Consider the following 19,448-nt stretch of genomic DNA (forward strand, 5'->3'; position numbering starts at 1 on the left):
GCCGGTCACCGTGTCCCCTCCTCACGTGCGGCGGCGGCACGCGCGCCGCGTCCCTGCCGTTCGGTGATACGCAGGATGCGGTTGGAGAGTTCGCCCAGTGAGCTGAGGTTGGGGAAGCCCGGGCCCTGGGCGAAGCCGGCGAGGTTGGGCAGGTACAGCTTCGGCGTCAGTCCGGTGACCGCGAGATCGTGGCCGATGGCCGCCTCGATGTTCTCGAGGGTGGGTGGCCATCCGAGGGTCAGTTCGAGCAGGTCGGCGGCGTCGTCGGTGAACAGGTCGAGAAACCACAGTGGCTGTCCGCCGGTGGCGTCGACGACGAGGTCGAAGGTGAGGGTCTGCGGTGGCCGTCCGTCGTTGTGCAGGGTCACCGCCACCAGGTCGCCGGCACGCCGCGCCGACACCACCCGGCCCTGGAGGTGATGTATCCGTTCGTCGCCGAGCAGGTTCTCCTGGACCCGGACGGAGAAGACGCCGCGATCGGTGCGCCGGATGACGTCGCGACGCTCGGCCGCCGAGATCGCCGCCCACCCGGTGGGATCACTGAACATGGCGTTCTCGAAGTAACTCTCGCCGCGGGTGTAGATCGTCGCACCGGGTGAGATCACCGACACCGACATGACCTCGTGGCGGGCCAGTTCGTCCAGCGCCGACCCGGCGGTCTCGCCGCCGCCGACCACCGCGGCCCGCGAGGCGACCGGCAGATCGCGTCGTGACACCCGGTCCCAGAACGCGGCGATGGACAGCACGTGTTCGTCGTCGAGCAGCGCGGCCTCGCTCGATCCGGGCCCGGTGATCATCAGCGCGTCGCCGATGACATCTTCAGCCGAGCCGTCCGGGGCGGCGACCTCGAGAAACCATTGCTCGTCGTCCGCGGACACGGCGGTCACCCGGCCGATCACCACGTCGAGATCGATCCGGGTGGCCACCCATTGCAGGTACCGGGCCCAGACGTGATGTGCGGGGCTCGGTCGGCCACGGTCGACCCATTCCGCGTAGGTCTGGTGCTCGACCAGGAACGACATCCAGCTGTAGGCCAGCATCCGTCGGCTGATCTCGGCGTTGAGTTCGCTGTGTTCGGCGCGGCCGGCGACGGTGGAGCGGTACGGGAAACCGATGTCCTTCTCGGGGCCGGTGCCGAGCCGATGCCGTCCGTCGGTCCAGCCGCCGATGGACTGCCAGTTCGCCCCGACGGCGTGTGACTCGACGACACGCACCTGCGGTGCGGGCAGACCGAGGTCGCGCATCACCTTCGCCTTCGCGGCCACGGCGATGGCCTTCGGGCCGGCGCCGACGACGAGCAGGGTCTGCGGGGAACCGGCGGTCATCGCGTGCCCGTCAGCGAGTCGTCGGGCTCACGTGAGGTCGCGGCGGCGACCTCGTCGTCGTCCATCGCCGCCACCTCCAGATACAGCGCTGCGACGCGCTCCAGTCGGCCGGGTTGCGCGTCGGTGGAGTCGATCCGGCGGGCCAGGTCGCGCACGGTGCGCTCGGTGAAGATGTCGCGCACCCCGACCTGCGGGGCGTCGAGCCACTCCCGGGTGCGCGCGACGAGCGTGGTGGCGAGTACTGAATCGCCTCCGACGGCGAAGAAGTCGTCGGTCACCCCGATGCGGTCGGCATCGATGCCGAGGACCTCGGCGACGAGCATGAGCAAGGCGCGATCGAGATCGCTTGCGGGAGTGGCACGCTCGGTGACGGTGGTTGCGCCGGCGAAAACGGCCGCGATCGCTCGGCGGTCCAGTTTGCCGTTGCCGGTCAACGGGAGTTCCGGCAGTATCTCGATGGTGGCGGGAATCATGTAGCCCGGCAGGAGTTCCCGCAGTTCCTCGGTGACCGATGTTGTTGTGGTGGCCGGCTCGGCGGTGATCGCGGCGGCCAGGGTGCGGGTTCCGCCGGGGGCGGTGACGGTCGTCGCGACCGCGGTGCGGACGCCGGTGATCGAACGCAAGGCGCCTTCGACCTCGCCGAGTTCGACGCGGAACCCGCGGATCTTGACCTGGTGGTCGGCGCGGCCGAGGAATTCGATGGTGCCGTCCGGCCAGTAGCGTGCGAGGTCTCCAGTGCGGTACCAGCGGATGCCGTCGACCTCGATGAACCGTTCGGCCGTGCGCTGCGGCTCGTTGCGATAGCCGTGCGCGACGCCCGCGCCACCGACCCACAGGTCACCGGTCACCCAGTCGGGGCACTCACGTCCGGACGAATCGACGATGCGGCACACCACATTGCGCAGCGGCGTGCCGAACGGTACCGACGTCCAGTGCGGCGGTGGATCGGTCACCTCGCAGACGGTGCCGTGGATGGCGATCTCGGTGGCCCCGCCCAGCCCGGCGAATCGGGCGTGCGGGGCGAGCGCGTGCAATCTCCGGGGCAGGTCGACGCCGACCCAGTCGCCGCCGAGCAGTGTCGCCCGCACCGAGTCGCCGAGGCCGCCGGCATCGCTCTCGGCCGCGGTCAGCAGCATGTCGAGGGCGCTGGGTACGCAGGTGAGGATCGACGTCTCGTGGGTCCGGAGAAGGTCCAGCCATGCGGCCGGGTCACGAGCGTCGTCGGCGCCGACGGCGATGACCGCGCCGCCGGCGCTGTAGAGGCCGAAGATGTCGTAGACGGAGATGTCGAACTCGAGCGCGGCGACCGTCAGTGAGCGGTCCCCGTCGCCGACATCGAAGCGGTCGTTGATGTCGTCGATGGTGTTCATCGCCGCGCGGTGCGGCACCTCGACCCCCTTGGGGGTGCCGGTGGAGCCGGAGGTGAACAAGATGTAGGCGATCGACTCCGGTTGCGGTAGTACGGGTTCGGGCATCGGCGAGGAGTACCGCACGGCCTGTGCGAAGTCGAGACCGCGGACCCCGTCCGGCAGATCGTCGAGCGCACCGTCGGCGCCGAGCACGGTCCGGATGTCGCCGGTGGTGAGGATCGCCGCGCGCCGCGCGGCAGGCTGGTCGTAACCTATCGGCACCCAGATGGCTCCCGTGGCGAACACCCCGAGGGTGGCCACGACCTGGTCGGGCCCCTTCGGGATCTGCACGCCGACGGCGTCGCCGGGCCGCACGCCTGCCGCGTGCAGCGCGCCGGCCACCGCGAGAGCCCGTTCAGACAATTCGCCGTAACTCATGTCGCCGTCACGCCAGATCAGTGCGGTCCGTTCGGGGCTGTTGCCGGCCCGGGCGAAGAACTCCTGGTGCAGCACCCGTCCACTGGCGGGGGCGGCGGTGTCGTTGACGCGGCGGCGCACCTCCCGTTGCTCGGCGGGCAGCGCCGGCGCCGCAGGGCCCAGCCACCCGGGGTCGCCCTGGGTGAGCTTCTCGATGGCCGAGATGTACTGTACGAACATCGATTCCACGACACCGTCGGGAAAGGCGGAGGCCCGGACATCCCAGTTGAGCAGCAGTCCGCCGCGAACTTCGGTGACCTGCGCGTCGAGTGTCACCTGCGGACCCTGCGACACGATCCAGGACGGGTCGCCGAGCCGTTCGAGGACCGCGTCGGAGAACAACTCACCGAGCCCGAGCGCACTGGTGTAGACGATCGGCGCGAGCACCTGTTCGCCGCGATGCCGTCCGAGGTCGCGGAGAACGTCGAGGGCGCCGTAACTGGAATGGGAACCGTTGGCGTGCATCGTCGTCTGCATCGAACGGGCGAGATCGAGCACCGACCGGTCGCGACGGGTGTCGACGTCAATGAGGATCGATGAGCTGAAGTCGCCCGACACCCGGTCGATGTCGGGGTGAGTCGATTCACGGTGGAACAGTGGGACGTTGAGCAGGAAGCGATCCTCGCTCGACCATCCGCCGATCGTTGCGGCGAACACGGCCGCGAGCGCGATGGCGGGCGTGACGCCACGCTCGTGGGCAGCCGCGAGCAGGGTCTGCTTGGCGTCGGCATCGAGCCAATGATGGTGGCGGACCACGGTGTTCGCGGCGTCGGCCGCGGGCCGGTCGGGTCGGGCGGGCAGCACGGGACCCGCGGGCAGGTCATCGAGCCGGTCGGCCCACCAGGCGCGGTCAGCGTCGCGGGCCGGATCGGGATGTGCGGCACGGTGTTCGAGATGGTCGCGGTAGGTGACGCCGATACGGGGCAGCACCGCGCCGTCGTACAGCGCGACGAGGTCGGCGAGCAGGACTCGGTAGCTCATCGCGTCGGCGACGAGCATGTCGACGTCGACGTGCAGGCGGTGACGGTCCTCGGGCAGCATCGACAACGTCACGTCGAACACCTGCCCGGCGGAGACGTCGAGCATCTGGTGACTCTTCGTGTCGCGAACCCGCGTCAGCACGTCGTCGACCGACTCAGGCGACAGATCCCGAAAGTCGTTGATTGCGAAGGGCTCATGATCGAGATCAGCCATCACCTGCTGGGTACCGTCAGAGTGGAATCGGGCCCGCAGCATCGGGTGCCGCTCGACGAGATGACGAGTGGCGGAGCGGAGCCGGTCGGCATCGAGTCCCGACCCGTCGAACTCGACGTAGAGGTGGGCGGCGACCCCGCCGAGGTCGGCCACGTCGGTGCGGCCGATCCAGTACGCGTGCTGCATGGGGGCCAGCGGGAACGGGTCGTCGGCGCGATCTAGGGTTCCGTCGGCGCGATTCTGGGTTCTGTCAGCGGGATCGGGGGTTCTGTCGGCGGGGGCGGGGGTTCTGTCGGCGGGGGCGGGGGTGGTGGCGTCGAGCATCGCCGCCCACGCGTCCACCGTGGGCTCTGCGGCCAACTGGGCGAAGTTGAGCCGATGGCCCCGTTTGCGCCAGCCACCGGCGATCTTCATCATGCGGATCGAATCGAGGCCCAACGCGATGAGGTCCGCGTCGTCGCCGATGTCCCCGGGCGCCAGCCCGAGACTGTCCGCGATCGCCGCGCGTACCTCGTCGTGCGCCGTCGTCGATTCGCTCATCGGCCGCCTTCCCTGCGCCGTACCACGTGCGGCGCAACGCTTCCCAACTTCTCGCAGGTCTCCTCGAACTCGCGGTCCGGGGTCGACTGCGCGACGACACCGGCACCCGCCCGCAACCATGCCGTGCCACCGGCGGAGAACACGGTTCGTAGCGCCAGTGTCGCCTCGAGGTCTCCCGCCGACGACGCGGTCAGCACGGCGCCCGAATACAGTCCGCGCCGACCTGGCTCGAGGCGGTAGATGGCGTCGAGTGCAGGCGTCTTCGGTATCCCCGACGCCGTGATGGACGGGAAGAGCACCGACAACGCCTGCCACACACCGGCATCCGGCGACAGCTCACCCCCGACGGTGGAGGCCAGGTGTTGCACGCTTCCTCGTGCCCGGATCGCCATGTACTCGTGCACCGCGGTGGTACCCGGGACCGAGACCGACGAGATCTCCTCGAAACAGGCTCGGACCGACATCGCGTGTTCGGCTATCTCCTTCGGGTCGGTCAGCAGCTCGGCCCGGGCCGCGGCGTCGAGGTCCGGACCGCGCCCCGCCGCGCGGGTGCCGGCGAGGGGTTCGGTGACGACGCGGCCGTCGGTGTCGGCGGCGACGACCAGCTCTGGGCTGAAACCGGCTGCCGACAGCTCACCGATGCGGAACAGATAGGAGCGGGCCGGGTCGTTGGCCTCCCGTCCGCGCACGAACGTCGCCGGCAGGTCCACGTCGAAGCCGATGTCCACCCGCCGCGACAGGATCACCTTCTGATATTCGCCGCGGGCGATCTCGTCGACGGCGAGCGCGACCCGGCCGCGATAGTCGTCGGTGTCGTCTCCGACGTCCACCGTCGTGGCGGGCGCCGGGTCGGTGACCGTGTCGGCGATCGCACGCAGCCGGTCGGCCCGGCGCGTGTCGAGGTCCCCGGTGTCGACGCCGTCGTCGGTGACCACGACCTCGAATTCCGGGACGATCAGATGCGCGAGCTGGGCGTCGCCGGAAACGTGACCGAACAGGTCGTGCCGGGCCGCGCAGAAGTCGAAGGCCACCCACCCGTACACGCGCCACGTGCCGGACAGCTCTGCCAGGGCCTGCGCGATCGCCACGGCCGGATCACCGGTCCACGGGGTCGAGGTCCGACGGTCACCATCGGTGACCTCGATCGTGTGGTGGTTGAGGACCACGCGGGCCCGAACACCCGCGGCGAACACCCAGCGACCGTCGCTTTCGTAGACGAGGTACTCACCGAACTCCCCGGAAGCCGCCCAGGCGGCACACACCCGTGCGGCCGCATCCGGTCGCGACTCGGCGCTGTGCGCTGTCCCCGCGGTCGTGTCGATGGTCAGCGACATGACCGGGCCCCTCCTCATGACTCTCGACAGATCGGACACCCCCGATTAGGCAAGCCTAAACGACATCGCGCCCCAGCCCCACCCCTCACCTGCGGTAAGGCTGGCCTCATCGCCAGTGTGTTTGAATACCCCCATGAGCCGACGCGGTCCGTCGTGGTGGCGACGGGTGAACGTTCCCGTCGTCATCGCCGCCGCCGGTATCGCGGCCGTGATCTCGGCGTTCGTGGTGACCATCCTGCTGATGGGCCTGCTCATCGCCGACCGCGACGATCCCCCGGCCCCCGTGCAACCGAGCGTCATCGACATCGGCTGGGCCCCGACTTCCGCCCCACAATTGCATGTCTGAGCCCCCGCACAGTGCAGCCGACCCGGCCGTCGACGACCTGCTCGCCGGCTTCGCCCGGCATCCCGACCACGCCGCCCAGCGTTACCGCGAGGCCGGGATCTTCGACGATCAACCCCTGTGGCACCTGCTGGAACACGCCGCCACCGTGCGGCCCGACGCGCCCGCGGTGACCGACACCAGCGGCGAACACCGCACGTGGTCCTATGCCGACCTGTGGTCGGCCGCCCTACGTCGGGCCGCGGGATTCTCCGCCGCGGGCCTGGCCCCGGGCATGCGGGTGATCCTGCAACAACACAACTCCGCCGAGTTCGTGATCACGTTGTTCGGGCTGTTGCGCGCGGGGGTCGTGCCGGTAATGACACTGCCCGCGCACCGGATCAGCGAAATCGCACACCTCGCCGCCGGCGCCGGTGCCGTCGCCTACGTCACCGACGACGGTCGCCGCGGGTACGACCATCGAGAGTTGGCGGCCGAACTGCAGCAGCGCGTCCCCACCGTCGCGCACGTCTTCGTCGCCGGTGACCCCGGACCGTACCGTCCGCTGCCCGACACCGACCCCGACGCGGTCACCCTGCCCGACGCGGACGACGTCGACCCCGACGCACCGGCGCTGTTCCTCATCTCAGGTGGGACCACCGGCCTGCCGAAGCTGATCGCCCGCACCCACAACGACTACGCGTTCAACGCCCGCCGCTCGGCGGAGATCGCGGAACTGACCGCCGCCGACACCTACCTGGTCGCGCTGCCCGGCGCGCACAACTTCCCGCTCTGCTGCCCCGGCATGCTGGGCATGATGGCGGTCGGCGGTCACGTGGTGGTCACCGACAACCCCAGCCCGGACAACACGTTCGACCTCATCGAGCAGTATCGAGTCACCGTCACCGCCCTGGTTCCTGCGCTGGCGCAGGTGTGGTGCGCGGCCACCGAGTGGGAGCCGGCCGACATCAGCAGTCTGCGGCTCTTGCAGGTGGGCGGCGCCAAACTGGCCGAGCCGGATGCGGTCGCCCTCGACGCGGCGCTCGGGGAGGTGGTGCAGCAGGTGTTCGGCATGGCGGAGGGACTGATCTGCTACACCCGCGTCGACGACGCGCGGGACCTGGTGCACGCCGTGCAGGGCGCGCCGATGTCGGAGTTCGACGAGGTGCGCGTCGTCGACGAGCACGGTGCCGATGTGCCCGACGGGACGGACGGTGAGCTGCTGGTGCGCGGTCCGTACACCATCCGCGGCTACTACCGCGCCGCCGAACACAACGCGCGTTCGTTCACCGCCGACGGCTACTACCGCTCCGGCGACCGCGTGCGACGGCTGCCGTCCGGGCATCTGGCCGTGACCGGACGGATCAAGGACACCATCGTCCGCGGCGGCGAGAACGTCGCCGCCGACGACGTGGAGGAGAACCTGCTCGCCCACCCGTCGATCCGGGCGGCGGCCGTGATCGGCCTGCCCGACGAGGCGCTGGGCGAAAAGATCTGTGCCGCAGTGGTCTTGTCGCACGACCATCCGCCCGGACGCCCGCTGGAATTACCGGACGTCCGCGGCTTCCTGACGGAGAAGGGGCTCGCGTCCTTCAAATTGCCGGATCGGCTGGTCGTGGTGCCGACGCTGCCGGTCACCGCGGTCGGCAAGATCGACAAGGCGGCGGTGCGGGCGTCTCTCCTCGGTCCCTGAGGAGCGAGCTTGCGAGGGTCACGAAGGGCGGCCCTCCGTGACGGTCCTCCGCTAGCGCTCCGGACCTCCTCAGGGACCGGGGGGACAGCCCCACCAGCGCTCCGGACCTCCTCAGGGACCGAGTGGTCGCCTCCCCCCGCTCCCTGAGGTGCGAGGAGCGCAAGCGACGAGCCACGAAGGGCTACTGCACCCGCCCTGTCGCCTCGGCAAGCATCGGCGTCAGCCGCTCGAGCGCGAACCGCAGCGACTCGGGGGTGCCCGCCGACATCCCCTGCACGATCGGGTCCGTCTCGGCCAGCTCGATCGCGCGCCCGTCGCGGACCACCGGCAACGAGTTGATCAGGTTGTCGTTCTGCAGCTGCGCCAACGGCATCCCGATCGGGGCGAACACCGCCACCTGCGAGTCGAGGGCCGAGACCCGCTCGACCGGCACCGAGGCGAAGAAGCCCTGCGCATCGAGGTCGGCGACCGGCGGGAACTGCACGAAGCCCAGTTCGGCGACGGTGTCGAACCGCGCGTCGCCGGGCAGATAGGCGCCGTAGGCCTCACCGAACTTGGCGCCCCACACGAACGTCTTGCCAGCGAAGTCCGGGTTCTGCTCGCGGAGCGTGTCCTGCAGATCGGTGGTCTCGGCGACCTGCGCATCACCTTCGTCGGTCCTGCCCAGCGCGGCCGCGATGAGCTGCGTCTGCAACTGCCAGTTGATGGCGTAGTCCGGGGTGCCTGCGGGCGCGGTGACGACCGGAGCGATCTCGCGAAGGCTCTGCGTCACGGCGGAGTCGTCGGCGGCGCGCACGTTGAGGATGAGGTCGGGGTTCATCTCACTGATCTGCTGATAGTTGAACTCGCCTGCGCTCGCCGCGGGGATGATCTCGGGGGTGTCGGTGCCGAATTCCGCTGCCGCCCACTCGCCGACGCCCTTGTTCTCGGCGCCGAAGGACATCCAGTCGTAGATGGCGACCGGCTTGACCCCGAGGCTCAGTGCGATCTCGCCGTCCGACCAACCAAGGGCCACGACCCGCGGATCGTCAGGCAGATCGAAATCCGGTGCTGCCGACGGGTCGGAGTACACGGTGTTCTCGGTGGTGTCCGACTGGATGCACGCGGTCAGTGCGAACACGAGAACGACGACGAGCCCCAGCGCGCGGGACAGTCGACGAAGGTGAGCGGTCATCGGATCTCCTCGGTCGTGGTGGATGTATGCGCGGACGGCTGTGGGGACGCACGTAGGTTGGCGGTGTCGCCGGGCACTTCATCGAAGGACACCGCACCGTCGCCCAGCGGGATCACCAGCGGGGTGTTGGTCTCGGGGTCGTCGATGATCCGCGCCCGGACCCCGAAGGTGCGGTGCACCATGTCGGCGGTGATGACCTCCGACGGCGCGCCTTGCGCGACGATGTCACCGCTGCGCATGGCGATGATGTGGCTGGCGTACCGGGCGGCCTGGTTGAGATCGTGCAGCACGGCGACGAGTGTTGTCCCGCTCTGGTTGAGGGTCGTACACAGTTCGAGGACCTCGATCTGATGTGCGAGGTCCAGATACGTGGTGGGCTCGTCGAGCAGCAGGATCGGTGTCTGCTGGGCCAGCGCCATCGCGATCCAGACACGTTGCCGCTGACCTCCCGACAGGGCGTGCACGGGGCGTTGGGACAGATCGGTCAGCCGGGTGACCTGCAGCGCGAAGTCGACCGCCGCCTGGTCCTCGTCGGTCCACTGCCGGAACATCGTCTGGTACGGGAAACGGCCCCGCGACACCAGGTCGATGATGGTGATGCCCTCGGGAGCGATGGACTGCTGGGGCAGCAGCCCGACCTCTCGGGCGAACTCCTTGCCGCGGAACCCCTTCACGTCCTTGCCGTCGAGCAGCACACTTCCGCCGCGTGGTGCCAGCAGTCGCGAAAGAGACCGCAACAGGGTGGATTTGCCACATGCGTTCGGTCCGACGATCACCGTGAACGACGCGTCCGGGATCACCACGTCGAGGTCGGCGATGATCGTGCGGTCGCCGTACCCGATCTCGAGGCCGGCCCCGGTGAGGCGGTGCGAACGTGCGCCGTCGAGCGCGGAGTCAGTGCTGGTCGGACCGGTGCTGTTCGGGCCGGTGTTCATGGGGTCTGGGGTCATGGCCTGGCCTTTCGTGACTGGGCGATGAGCAGTCCCAACAGGTAGACGCCACCGATGGACGTGGTCACCACGCCGACCGGCAGCTGCACCTCGGGCGCCAGGATGGTGCGGGCGATCGCGTCACAGCTGACGAGCAGCACGGCACCCACCGCGGCGGAGGTCACCAGGGGGATTCCCGGGCTCGGCGAGATCCGCGCCGCCAGCTGCGGAGCAACGAGTGCGACGAAGGCGATCGGTCCGGCGATGGCGGTGATGACGGCCGCGAACCCGACACCCAGGACCAGCAGCATCATCTGGGTTCGTGCGACGTCGACGCCCTTGCTCTGTGCGGAGTCGGAGCCCAGCTCGAACATCCGCATCCGTGGCGCGATGACGATCAGGGCGGGCACCAGGATCACCAGCCCGATGATCACCGGGACGGTGTCCGACATCCGGATGTCGTGCAGGCTGCCCATCCCCCACGAGGCCGCGGCGGCGGCGTTCTGCACGTTGGAGGTGGCGATCAGATAGCCGTTGAACGCCACCAACATGGCGTTGATGCCGATCCCGACCACCACGAATCGGTAACCGCTTGTGCCACCCCGCATTCCGAGGAAGTAGACGGCAACGGCGGTCGCCAGCGAGCCGATCAGCGCACCCACCGTCGCCCCGGCGGAGTCCAGGTTGAGCACGAGCATCGCGATCAGCGCCCCGGTGTAGGCCCCGGTGGTGAAACCGATGATGTCGGGGCTGCCCAGCGGATTGCGGGTGATGGTCTGGAATATCGCGCCCGACAACGCCAGTGCAGCCCCGCCGACGAGCGCGATCACCACTGCGGGCAGCGCGGCAGCGACGAGGTCGGCGGGCGCGCCGGATGTCATGCCGGCCAGCACCTTCAGCGTGTCGACGATGCCGAGGCGCGGGCTGTCGGTGGTGCTCACGCCGAGCGACCACACCCCGACCGCGAGGGCGACGACGACGAGGACGGTCCCGATCACCACGGCGGCGAGATCCACTCGGACACTGATCGTCCGGGTGCGGATCATCTTGATGCGGCGCGGCCAGTGCGCCGAAGTGGGGGTCGGTGGCAGCGGTTTCTGTAGGGTCACTGTTCACCTCCGCGCTGCCGACGGACCAACGCGATGAGAACCGGCGCGCCGATGAACGCGGTCACCATCCCGACCGGCAACTCGCTGGAGGTCAGCACGCGGGCCAGCAGATCCGACCCGACCATCACGATCGGTCCGACCACGACGCACACCGGCAGCAGCCAGCGGTTGTCGGGCCCGAACAGGATGCGCACGACGTGCGGAACCATGAGTCCGACGAAGGTGATCGGCCCCAGCGCCGCGGTGGCCGCCCCGCACAGCACGGTCACGACGACGAATCCACCGAGCCGCACCCGCCCCACGGGTACCCCGAGTGCACGGGCCCGGTCGTCGCCGAGCGCCAGACCGTTCAGATATGGGATCAGGATCATCGCCGCGAGCGCTCCGACGACGATCGGGATCCACACCACCGACACCTGCGACCAGTCCCGCCCGTCGAGTGTGCCGACCTGCCAGGAGCGGATCGCGTCGAACGACTTCGGATCGATCATCGTCAGGCCGAACCCGATACCGCTGAAGATCGAGCCCGCCGCGACACCGGTCAGCACCAGTTTCTCGGGGCTGGCGCCGCTGATGCCGCGCGAGCCGACGAAGTACACCAGGGTCGCCGCCAGGAATGCGCCGACCATCGAGGCCGCCATGTAGCCGCCCGTGGAGCTGACGTCCCAGGCGACCGCGGCGACGACCATCGCGAAGTACGCTCCCGAGTTGACGCCCAGAATGCCCGGGTCCGCCAATGGGTTTCGGGTCAGGCCCTGCATGATGGCGCCGGCTGCGCCGAGGGCGACGCCGACCAGGACCGCCAGCAGCGTGCGTGGCACACGGTTGTTGCGGATGACCTCGAGGGTGGTCGGGTCGCCGTCACCGAACAGGGCGCGCCAGGCGTCGGTGACCGTGTAATCACCGGAGCCGACGAAGAATCCGAGGAAGGTGAGGCCGACCGCGGTGCCGATGAGCAGCACGACCACGGCGAGTCGCGACATCGACCGCAGGCCCGACGGAGCCGGTGCAGGGGCGCCCGGTCCGGCCGGGGTCACCGCGGTGTCAGTGGTCAACAGGATCGCCTGTCGTCGGGGTACCGTGGCCCCCACTATAGGTTAGGAAAACCTTAACGACCTGACGTTCGAGCATCACTGCATGGGCGAGTGGGCGGCGGCCGAGCCTGGTGGGCCGGTCAGGATTCCGGACCGTTCTCCCGCCAATAGGCCTGCGACTTCACATCCGACTTGCCGAGTTTGTAGTCGTTCTTGAACGACGCGGCGACCGCGCGGGTGCTCTTCATGTCCAGGGCGACGAATCCGAAGTGGTTGGTGGCGTCGAATGCCGCGTCGCGCACCGCATCCGACAGCGCCGGCCCGTCGCGCTTGATCCAGTTGATGGTGTCCTGGTCGCGCAACCGCAGCGGCAGCGTCGTGTCGGACTCATGGACGTATTCGAGCCACACGGTCGCGGGAGCCGACGGATTGGCCGAACCCGAGATCCCGTCGAGCAACGAGTTGATCGCGGGCAGGGCCGCGATGTCGCCGGCGAGCAGCCAGCCCTTCGGCGCCGGGTCGGGGATCGCGAACTTGGAACCCATGAACGTCGACGAGATGGTGTCGCCGGGCCGCGCGGCCTGCGCCCACCGGGCGGCCGCGCCGTCGTGGATGGCGAACTCGAGGAAGAAGGAGTCGGTGGCCGGGTCCGGGTCGACCAGCGTGTAGGCCCGCTGATGCAGCTTGCCGTGCTTGTTCTCGAACCAGATGCGGATCCACATCGTGGGGTGCACCGGACGCTCGGTGAGCAGACCGCCGCCGGTGAAGCCGAGGCGGATGTAGTGGTCGGTTACCGGCTCGTTGCTGGTCACGGTGATCTCGTAATCGTCGGCACCGAGGAGTTTGAGGACCGCCCCCTGCCACCCGCGCGACTTGGTCTTCGTCTGTTCCGCCATGCGACAACGGCCTTCCCTCGACTGCAACAAGCTCTGTCAGGGTAGCCTAACTTAGCCTGCGGAGGCCTCGATACGTCGTCTCGCTGTCGCTCGCCGACTACTCGGCCAGCGAGAGAAGGCGAGCCCGGATTTCCCGCCGGTTGAGTAGCGCCCTTTCCCCGCCGGTTGAGTAGCGCCGCGCGAGCTTGCGAGCCGGCGCGTATCGAAACCCCTGCGAGCCGGGCCATCCCCCGCCGGTTGAGTAGCGCCGCGCGAGCCTGCGAGCCCGGCGCGTATCGAAACCCCCCGCACAACCTCACGCAGGCGCCAGCGCCACAATCCCGGGGTGCGCATCGAGATAGGACTTGGTGAACGAGCACACCGGCCGCAGTCGGGCGCCCTGATCGCGCACGTATCCGATCGCACCGACCATCAGCCGGGTGCCGAGACCGTGCCCGGTGTACTCGTCGTAGAGGACCGTGTGCAGGATCGTGATGGTCGACGTCCCGCCAACCGTCTCTCTGCTGTAGCCCAGGACGCCGACCAGGTCCCCGGCGACCCACAGCTCGAATCGATCCCGGTCTGGATTGTGGACGACCTGCGAGATCTGCTGCAGGATGGCCTGCGCGGACTGCGGTGGTCGATGTCGATGTTTCCGCTGCATGATCCCCTCCTGAGCACTACAGATCACCGTTGCCGAAGCTCCCCTTCCGGCAGCGGTGACGGTCGTTTGTGATTCGTGTCACAGCCTACCTTACGCAGGCGTAGGTCGGCGCGCCGTCGCCCCTGCCCGGCCCCCGACGCAGCGACGTCGTAGGGTTGGGGTGCACCACGGCACCCTCCGTGGTCGACAAATGAACAGCGCGGGGGCTCCCACGATCACCGGGGGCTGAGATGGCGACAGGCGGTCGCCGACCGCCCGAACCTGTCCGGGTAATGCCGGCGTAGGGAGTCGCAATCATGGGAACACGTGTATCCGAAGCTGCCGTCTCGACGGTCACCCAAGGACCGATCGAGGGAAGCAGCAAGCACTACCGCGAGATCGACCATCTCCGTATCCCGGCGCGACGCATCCATCTGACCAACGGCGAGCATCTCGACGTCTACGACACGTCCGGTCCGTACACCGACGCGACCGCGACCATCGACGTCGAGGCGGGCCTGCCACCGACACGGGATGCGTGGCACCGGCCCGAACCGATCGACGGTGCATCGACGCAGTTGGCGTGGGCGCGCGCCGGGATCGTTACCGACGAGATGCGGTTCATCGCCGCTCGCGAAGGTGTGGACGTCGACCTCGTCCGCGAGGAGGTCGCGACGGGCCGGGCGGTGATTCCGGCCAATCACCGTCACCCCGAATCGGAGCCGATGATCATCGGCAAGCGGTTCGCGGTGAAGGTGAACGCGAACATCGGCAACTCGGCTGTCACCAGCTCGATCGCCGAAGAGGTGGAGAAGATGGTGTGGGCCACTCGCTGGGGCGCCGACACCATCATGGATCTGTCCACCGGCAAGGACATCCACATGACCCGGGAGTGGATCATGCGGAACTCACCGGTCCCGGTCGGCACGGTGCCGATTTATCAGGCGCTGGAGAAGGTCAAAGGCGATCCCACCAAGCTGACGTGGGAGATCTACCGCGACACCGTGATCGAGCAGGCCGAACAGGGTGTCGACTACATGACCGTGCACGCCGGTGTGCTGCTGCGCTATGTGCCGCTGGCCGCCCGACGCGTCACCGGCATCGTCTCGCGCGGTGGTTCGATCATGGCGGCGTGGTGTCTGGCGCACCATCAGGAGTCGTTCCTCTACACCCATTACGAGGAGTTGTGCGAGATCTTCGCGCGCTACGACATCACCTTCTCGCTCGGTGACGGCCTCCGCCCGGGATCGATCGCCGACGCCAATGACGAGGCGCAGTTCGCTGAGCTCCGCACGCTCGGAGAGCTGACGAGGATCGCCAAATCGCATGGTGTGCAGGTGATGATCGAGGGCCCCGGTCACGTTCCGATGCACAAGATCGCGGAGAACGTGCGCCTGGAGGAAGAGCTGTGCGAGGAGGCCCCGTTCTACACTCTCGGCCCCCTGGCCACCGACATCGCGCCGGCCTATGACCACATCACGTCGGCGATCGGCGCGGCGATGATCGCGCAGGCCGGCACCGCGATGCTCTGTTACGTCACACCGAAGGAGCACCTCGGTCTGCCGAACCGCGACGACGTGAAGGTCGGGGTGATCACCTACAAGATCGCCGCGCACTCGGCGGATCTCGCCAAGGGCCATCCGGGTGCACAGGAACGCGACGACGCATTGTCCAAGGCGCGCTTCGAGTTCCGGTGGACCGATCAGTTCAATCTGGCTCTCGACCCGGACACCGCGCGGGAGTACCACGACGAGACGATGCCCGCCGAACCGGCGAAGACCGCCCACTTCTGCTCGATGTGCGGGCCGAAGTTCTGTTCGATGCGTATCTCGCAGGATGTTCGGACCTACGCCGAGGAGAACGGCCTGGTGACCGCCGAGGACATCGACCGCAAGATCGCCGAGGAGATGGCCGCGAAGTCGGCGGAGTTCGCCGAGCACGGCAACCGCGTCTACCTGCCGTTGGAGGCCACTGCCACTGCCACTGCAGGAGGTTCGCCCACACGATGACCGACGATCTCCGCCTACCCACCGCCGAACCGGGTGCCACACCGCGGCGGGTGCTCACCATCGCCGGTTCCGATTCCGGCGGGGGTGCCGGCATCCAGGCCGACATGCGCACCTTCGCGCTGCTCGGACTGCACGGCTGTGTGGCGGTCACCGCGGTGACCGTGCAGAACTCGCTCGGCGTCCAGGGTTTTCAGGAGATCGCGCCGGACACGGTGGCCGCGCAGATGCGCAGCGTGGTCACCGACATCGGTGTCGGCGCCGCGAAGACGGGGATGCTGGCGTCGGCGCCGATCATCGAGGCGGTGGCCAAGGAGTGTGTCGGACTCGGGATCGGCGGCGCGGGCTCGGTGCCGCTCGTCGTCGACCCGGTCTGCGCATCGATGCACGGTGATCCGCTGTTGGCGACCGAGGCTCTGGAGACGTTGCGGTCTGCGTTGATCCCGCTCGCCACGGTGGTCACCCCGAATCTCGACGAGGTGGCCCTGATCACGGGCATCCAGGTCGTCGACCAGCAGACCCAACGGGCCGCGGCCCGGTCGCTGCACGCTCTCGGGGCGCGTTGGGCGCTGGTCAAGGGCGGGCACCTGCGGTCGTCCACGCACAGTCCCGATCTGTTGTTCGACGGCGAGACCTTCCACGAGTTCGACCATCCACGCATCGACACCACCCACGACCACGGCGCCGGCGACACCCTGGCTGCCGCGACCACCTGCGCGCTGGCACACGGGCATTCGGCGCCCGAGGCGATCGGCTTCGCGAAGAGATGGGTGACCCGCGGGCTCGAGGCGGCCTATCCGCTGGGCGCCGGGCACGGTCCGGTCAACCCGTTGTGGCGCGTGCACAAGGGGTGAGGGCGGCCGCCGGCCGAGTTCCATGGATTCGCCGGGTTTTCACTCCCTCGTCGGACTGCCGGTCGATAATTCGGGCATGGATGGCGCAGAGGAGTCCGCGGGCTGGAACTACCTCATGGACATGGACGGCGTTCTCGTCCGCGAGGATCACCTGATCCCGGGTGCCGACACGTTTCTCGCGGAGCTGCGCAACAACGAGATCCCGTTCATCGTGCTGACCAACAACTCGATCCGCACACCGCGCGACCTGCGTGCGCGGTTGCTCCGTACGGGCCTCGACATTCCGGAGGAGGCGATCTGGACCTCGGCGTTGGCCACCGCTCGCTTCCTGGAGTCGCAGCGCCCGGGCGGGTCGGCCTATGTGGTCGGGGAATCCGGGCTCACCACGGCCCTGCACGAGATCGGCTATGTGATCACCGATTCGGCACCGGACTATGTGGTGCTCGGCGAGACGAGGACCTACTCGTTCGAGGCGATCACCACCGCGATCCGCCTGGTGGAACTCGGATCACGGTTCATCGCCACCAATCCGGACGCCACCGGACCGTCCGCGGCCGGATCACTACCGGCGACCGGCGCGGTCGCCGCGTTGATCACCCGCGCCACCGGCCGCGAACCGTACTACGTGGGCAAGCCGAATCCGTTGATGATGCGCTCCGCGCTGCGCCAGATCGGGGTGCATTCCGAGCACACGCTGATGATCGGCGACCGCATGGACACCGACGTCATCTCGGGGATGGAGGCGGGCCTGCAGACCATCCTGGTCCTGTCCGGCATCTCGACCCCGACGTCGGTGGAGCTGTTCCCGTACCGCCCCACCCGGGTCATCGACAGTGTTGCCGACGTGGTCGGTCACACCGGCGACCCTTTCGCGGTGGCGAAGTAGCTCCGGAACCTCACCTACGTTTCGCGCCCAGCACGGCGGCCGACAGAACCCGGTTTCGTCGACAGCACCCGCCGCACAACCGAAACAGCACCCGCCTCCACAAAGAAGCGGGTGCTGTCGGCGAAAAACCGGGTGCTGTCGGCGAAAAACCGGGTTCCGTCGGCGATCAGCTCAGCTGAGCGCCTTGCTCTTGAGCGCGTCGAACTCGTCCTGCGTGATGGTGCCGGAGTCGAGCAGCTGCTTGGCGTCGGCGATCTGCTCGGCCGGGCTCTTCGGGGTCGCGACCGACTGGATGTAGCTGTCGGTGGCCTGCTTGGCCTCCTTGACGGCCTCGTTCTGCCGCTCGGCCATACCGCGTCCCTTGGCGAGCAGGTAGACGATGGCGGTGATGTAGGGGATGAGGACCAGGAAGATGATCCAGACGGCCTTGATCCAGCCGGACGACTTGTCACGGAAGAGGTCGACGATGATGTGCCAGAGGACGATCAGGTAGGCAACGAACGCGAAGATGACGATCGTGTACCAGATGAAGTCCCAGAACGAATCCCACATCGGGCATACTCCTTAGCCAGGTTGTGTAGGTCGGCGGTCATCGCCGATGCGTTCCATAGCTTCTCACAGCCGTGGTGCAGGGGCTGGTATTGGCTACGATTCGCAATCATGGAACTCGGTCTTGACACGTTCGGCGACATCACGGTCGACGACGGCGGAACGGCACTCACCGGGGCGCAGACATTGCGCAACGTCCTCGAGCAAGGGGTGTTGGCCGACGAGGTCGGCATCGACTTCCTCGGTGTCGGCGAGCATCACCGCGACGACTATGCGGTGTCGGCACCCGAAGTGATGCTCGGCGCGATTGCGGCCCGCACCCGTCGAATCCGTCTGGGGTCCGCGGTGACGGTGCTGAGTTCCGACGATCCGATCCGGGTCTTCCAGCGGTTCGCGACGGTCGATGCGCTGTCCGGTGGTCGCGCCGAGGTGATCCTGGGGCGCGGCTCGTTCACCGAGTCGTTCCCGCTGTTCGGCTTCGATCTCGCCGACTACGAGGAGCTGTTCACCGACAAGCTGTCGCTGTTTGCGCAGTTGCGGACCGGCTCACCGGTCACCTGGTCCGGCTCGACGCGCGGACCGCTCATGTCGCAGAACGTCTATCCGCAGCTGGAGTCGGCGCCACTACCGACGTGGATCGCGGTCGGCGGCAGCCCCGAATCGGTCATCCGCGCCGCGTCCTACGGGCTGCCGCTGATGCTCGCGATCATCGGCGGTGAGCCGGCCCGGTTCACGCCCTACACCGATCTGTACCGTCGGGCCCTCACCGAACTCGACCAGCCGACAGATCTACCGATCGGTGTGCATTCACCCGGCCACGTCGCCGACACCGATGAGCAGGCCCGCGAGGAACTCTGGCCGCACTATCGCGGCTACATGACGCGGATCGGACGTGAACGGGGATGGCCACCGCCCACCAGGATCGAGTTCGAACGGTCCGCAGGTCCGGCCGGCTCACTGTACGTCGGCTCACCCGAAACGGTGGCCTGCAAGATCGCCTCGACGTCGACGATGCTGGGGCTGAACAGATTCGACCTCAAGTACTCGCACGGCACACTGCCGCATGCCGCCCTGATGCGCAGCATCGAACTATATGGCACGCAGGTCATCCCGCGGGTCCGGGAACTGCTCGCCGGCGACTGAGGGCAGGAACCA

General features: G+C 68.3%; 16 protein-coding genes and 1 riboswitch. Of the genes, 6 read left to right on the forward strand and 10 right to left on the reverse strand.

Annotation, left to right across the window (positions count from 1 at the left end):
- Nucleotides 1-5: 5 nt before the first annotated feature.
- Genes V1Y59_RS03580 through V1Y59_RS03590 form a run of 3 tightly spaced genes read right to left on the reverse strand, consistent with a single transcriptional unit; the run spans nt 6 to nt 6,219 of the window.
- Nucleotides 6-1,325 carry a SidA/IucD/PvdA family monooxygenase gene (locus tag V1Y59_RS03580; RefSeq protein ID WP_330503460.1) on the reverse strand — a complete coding sequence of 440 codons (1,320 nt, stop codon included), beginning with the start codon at nt 1,323-1,325 and terminating at the stop codon, nt 6-8.
- Nucleotides 1,322-4,885: a non-ribosomal peptide synthetase gene (locus tag V1Y59_RS03585; RefSeq protein WP_330503462.1), complete on the reverse strand. Its 3,564-nt coding sequence runs from the start codon at nt 4,883-4,885 to the stop codon at nt 1,322-1,324. Before V1Y59_RS03585 ends, V1Y59_RS03580 begins: the two co-directional genes overlap by 4 nt.
- Nucleotides 4,882-6,219: a salicylate synthase gene (locus V1Y59_RS03590; protein ID WP_330503463.1), complete on the reverse strand. Its 1,338-nt coding sequence runs from the start codon at nt 6,217-6,219 to the stop codon at nt 4,882-4,884. The genes V1Y59_RS03585 and V1Y59_RS03590 overlap by 4 nt, the downstream gene beginning before the upstream one ends.
- 133 nt (nt 6,220-6,352) lie before the next feature.
- On the opposite strand from V1Y59_RS03590, the gene V1Y59_RS03595 reads away from it, so the two are divergent.
- Nucleotides 6,353-6,565 carry a hypothetical protein gene (locus V1Y59_RS03595; protein WP_330503464.1) on the forward strand — a complete coding sequence of 71 codons (213 nt, stop codon included), beginning with the start codon at nt 6,353-6,355 and terminating at the stop codon, nt 6,563-6,565.
- Nucleotides 6,558-8,234 carry a (2,3-dihydroxybenzoyl)adenylate synthase gene (locus V1Y59_RS03600; protein ID WP_330503465.1) on the forward strand — a complete coding sequence of 559 codons (1,677 nt, stop codon included), beginning with the start codon at nt 6,558-6,560 and terminating at the stop codon, nt 8,232-8,234. The genes V1Y59_RS03595 and V1Y59_RS03600 overlap by 8 nt, the downstream gene beginning before the upstream one ends.
- Before the next feature lie 181 nt (nt 8,235-8,415).
- On the opposite strand, the gene V1Y59_RS03605 is transcribed toward V1Y59_RS03600, so the two are convergent.
- From V1Y59_RS03605 to V1Y59_RS03630, 6 genes are all read right to left on the reverse strand, one after another.
- Entirely contained in the window at nt 8,416-9,408 is a 993-nt protein-coding gene (locus V1Y59_RS03605; protein WP_330503466.1) for an ABC transporter substrate-binding protein, read from the reverse strand.
- On the reverse strand, nt 9,405-10,343 hold the full coding sequence (locus V1Y59_RS03610; RefSeq protein ID WP_431309095.1) for an ABC transporter ATP-binding protein: 939 nt from the start codon (nt 10,341-10,343) through the stop codon (nt 9,405-9,407). The genes V1Y59_RS03605 and V1Y59_RS03610 overlap by 4 nt, the downstream gene beginning before the upstream one ends.
- An 11-nt stretch (nt 10,344-10,354) precedes the next feature.
- On the reverse strand, nt 10,355-11,446 hold the full coding sequence (locus V1Y59_RS03615) for a FecCD family ABC transporter permease (protein ID WP_330503468.1): 1,092 nt from the start codon (nt 11,444-11,446) through the stop codon (nt 10,355-10,357).
- On the reverse strand, nt 11,443-12,501 hold the full coding sequence (locus V1Y59_RS03620; RefSeq protein WP_330503469.1) for a FecCD family ABC transporter permease: 1,059 nt from the start codon (nt 12,499-12,501) through the stop codon (nt 11,443-11,445). Before V1Y59_RS03620 ends, V1Y59_RS03615 begins: the two co-directional genes overlap by 4 nt.
- 119 nt (nt 12,502-12,620) lie before the next feature.
- Complete coding sequence (locus V1Y59_RS03625; protein ID WP_330503470.1) at nt 12,621-13,376, reverse strand: siderophore-interacting protein; 756 nt, start codon at nt 13,374-13,376, stop codon at nt 12,621-12,623.
- 295 nt (nt 13,377-13,671) lie between these two features.
- Complete coding sequence (locus V1Y59_RS03630; protein WP_330503472.1) at nt 13,672-14,019, reverse strand: GNAT family N-acetyltransferase; 348 nt, start codon at nt 14,017-14,019, stop codon at nt 13,672-13,674.
- 189 nt (nt 14,020-14,208) lie between these two features.
- Nucleotides 14,209-14,323: riboswitch (TPP riboswitch) on the forward strand.
- Between V1Y59_RS03630 and thiC the strand changes: the two genes are divergently transcribed.
- The 3 genes from thiC (at nt 14,316) to V1Y59_RS03645 (ending at nt 17,744) form a co-directional block, all read left to right on the forward strand.
- Entirely contained in the window at nt 14,316-16,007 is a 1,692-nt protein-coding gene (gene thiC / locus V1Y59_RS03635; protein WP_330503473.1) for a phosphomethylpyrimidine synthase ThiC, read from the forward strand. (Overlaps the previous riboswitch by 8 nt.)
- Complete coding sequence (gene thiD, locus V1Y59_RS03640; protein ID WP_330503474.1) at nt 16,004-16,858, forward strand: bifunctional hydroxymethylpyrimidine kinase/phosphomethylpyrimidine kinase; 855 nt, start codon at nt 16,004-16,006, stop codon at nt 16,856-16,858. Before thiC ends, thiD begins: the two co-directional genes overlap by 4 nt.
- A 76-nt stretch (nt 16,859-16,934) precedes the next feature.
- On the forward strand, nt 16,935-17,744 hold the full coding sequence (locus V1Y59_RS03645; protein WP_330503475.1) for an HAD-IIA family hydrolase: 810 nt from the start codon (nt 16,935-16,937) through the stop codon (nt 17,742-17,744).
- 171 nt (nt 17,745-17,915) lie between these two features.
- Here the strand turns inward: V1Y59_RS03645 and V1Y59_RS03650 are convergent, their stop codons facing one another.
- Nucleotides 17,916-18,296 carry an SHOCT domain-containing protein gene (locus tag V1Y59_RS03650; protein WP_330503476.1) on the reverse strand — a complete coding sequence of 127 codons (381 nt, stop codon included), beginning with the start codon at nt 18,294-18,296 and terminating at the stop codon, nt 17,916-17,918.
- Between the two features lie 108 nt (nt 18,297-18,404).
- On the opposite strand from V1Y59_RS03650, the gene V1Y59_RS03655 reads away from it, so the two are divergent.
- Nucleotides 18,405-19,436 (forward strand): LLM class flavin-dependent oxidoreductase, encoded by a 1,032-nt coding sequence (locus tag V1Y59_RS03655; protein ID WP_330503477.1) that lies wholly within the window; start codon nt 18,405-18,407, stop codon nt 19,434-19,436.
- The last annotated feature ends 12 nt before the right edge of the window (nt 19,437-19,448 follow it).

It is taken from the genome of Gordonia prachuapensis (genome assembly GCF_036350515.1).
In the GTDB taxonomy this organism is placed as follows: domain Bacteria; phylum Actinomycetota; class Actinomycetes; order Mycobacteriales; family Mycobacteriaceae; genus Gordonia; species Gordonia prachuapensis.

Bases quoted from the DNA above. Each gene is read 5' to 3' on its own strand.
- V1Y59_RS03580 (WP_330503460.1), bottom strand. From the start codon at position 1,325: ATGACCGCCGGTTCCCCGCAGACCCTGCTCGTCGTCGGCGCCGGCCCG.
- V1Y59_RS03585 (WP_330503462.1), bottom strand. From the start codon at position 4,885: ATGAGCGAATCGACGACGGCGCACGACGAGGTACGCGCGGCGATCGCG.
- V1Y59_RS03590 (WP_330503463.1), bottom strand. From the start codon at position 6,219: ATGTCGCTGACCATCGACACGACCGCGGGGACAGCGCACAGCGCCGAG.
- V1Y59_RS03595 (WP_330503464.1), top strand. From the start codon at position 6,353: ATGAGCCGACGCGGTCCGTCGTGGTGGCGACGGGTGAACGTTCCCGTC.
- V1Y59_RS03600 (WP_330503465.1), top strand. From the start codon at position 6,558: ATGTCTGAGCCCCCGCACAGTGCAGCCGACCCGGCCGTCGACGACCTG.
- V1Y59_RS03605 (WP_330503466.1), bottom strand. From the start codon at position 9,408: ATGACCGCTCACCTTCGTCGACTGTCCCGCGCGCTGGGGCTCGTCGTC.
- V1Y59_RS03610 (WP_431309095.1), bottom strand. From the start codon at position 10,343: ATGAACACCGGCCCGAACAGCACCGGTCCGACCAGCACTGACTCCGCG.
- V1Y59_RS03625 (WP_330503470.1), bottom strand. From the start codon at position 13,376: ATGGCGGAACAGACGAAGACCAAGTCGCGCGGGTGGCAGGGGGCGGTC.
- V1Y59_RS03630 (WP_330503472.1), bottom strand. From the start codon at position 14,019: ATGCAGCGGAAACATCGACATCGACCACCGCAGTCCGCGCAGGCCATC.
- thiC (WP_330503473.1), top strand. From the start codon at position 14,316: ATGGGAACACGTGTATCCGAAGCTGCCGTCTCGACGGTCACCCAAGGA.
- thiD (WP_330503474.1), top strand. From the start codon at position 16,004: ATGACCGACGATCTCCGCCTACCCACCGCCGAACCGGGTGCCACACCG.
- V1Y59_RS03645 (WP_330503475.1), top strand. From the start codon at position 16,935: ATGGATGGCGCAGAGGAGTCCGCGGGCTGGAACTACCTCATGGACATG.
- V1Y59_RS03650 (WP_330503476.1), bottom strand. From the start codon at position 18,296: ATGTGGGATTCGTTCTGGGACTTCATCTGGTACACGATCGTCATCTTC.
- V1Y59_RS03655 (WP_330503477.1), top strand. From the start codon at position 18,405: ATGGAACTCGGTCTTGACACGTTCGGCGACATCACGGTCGACGACGGC.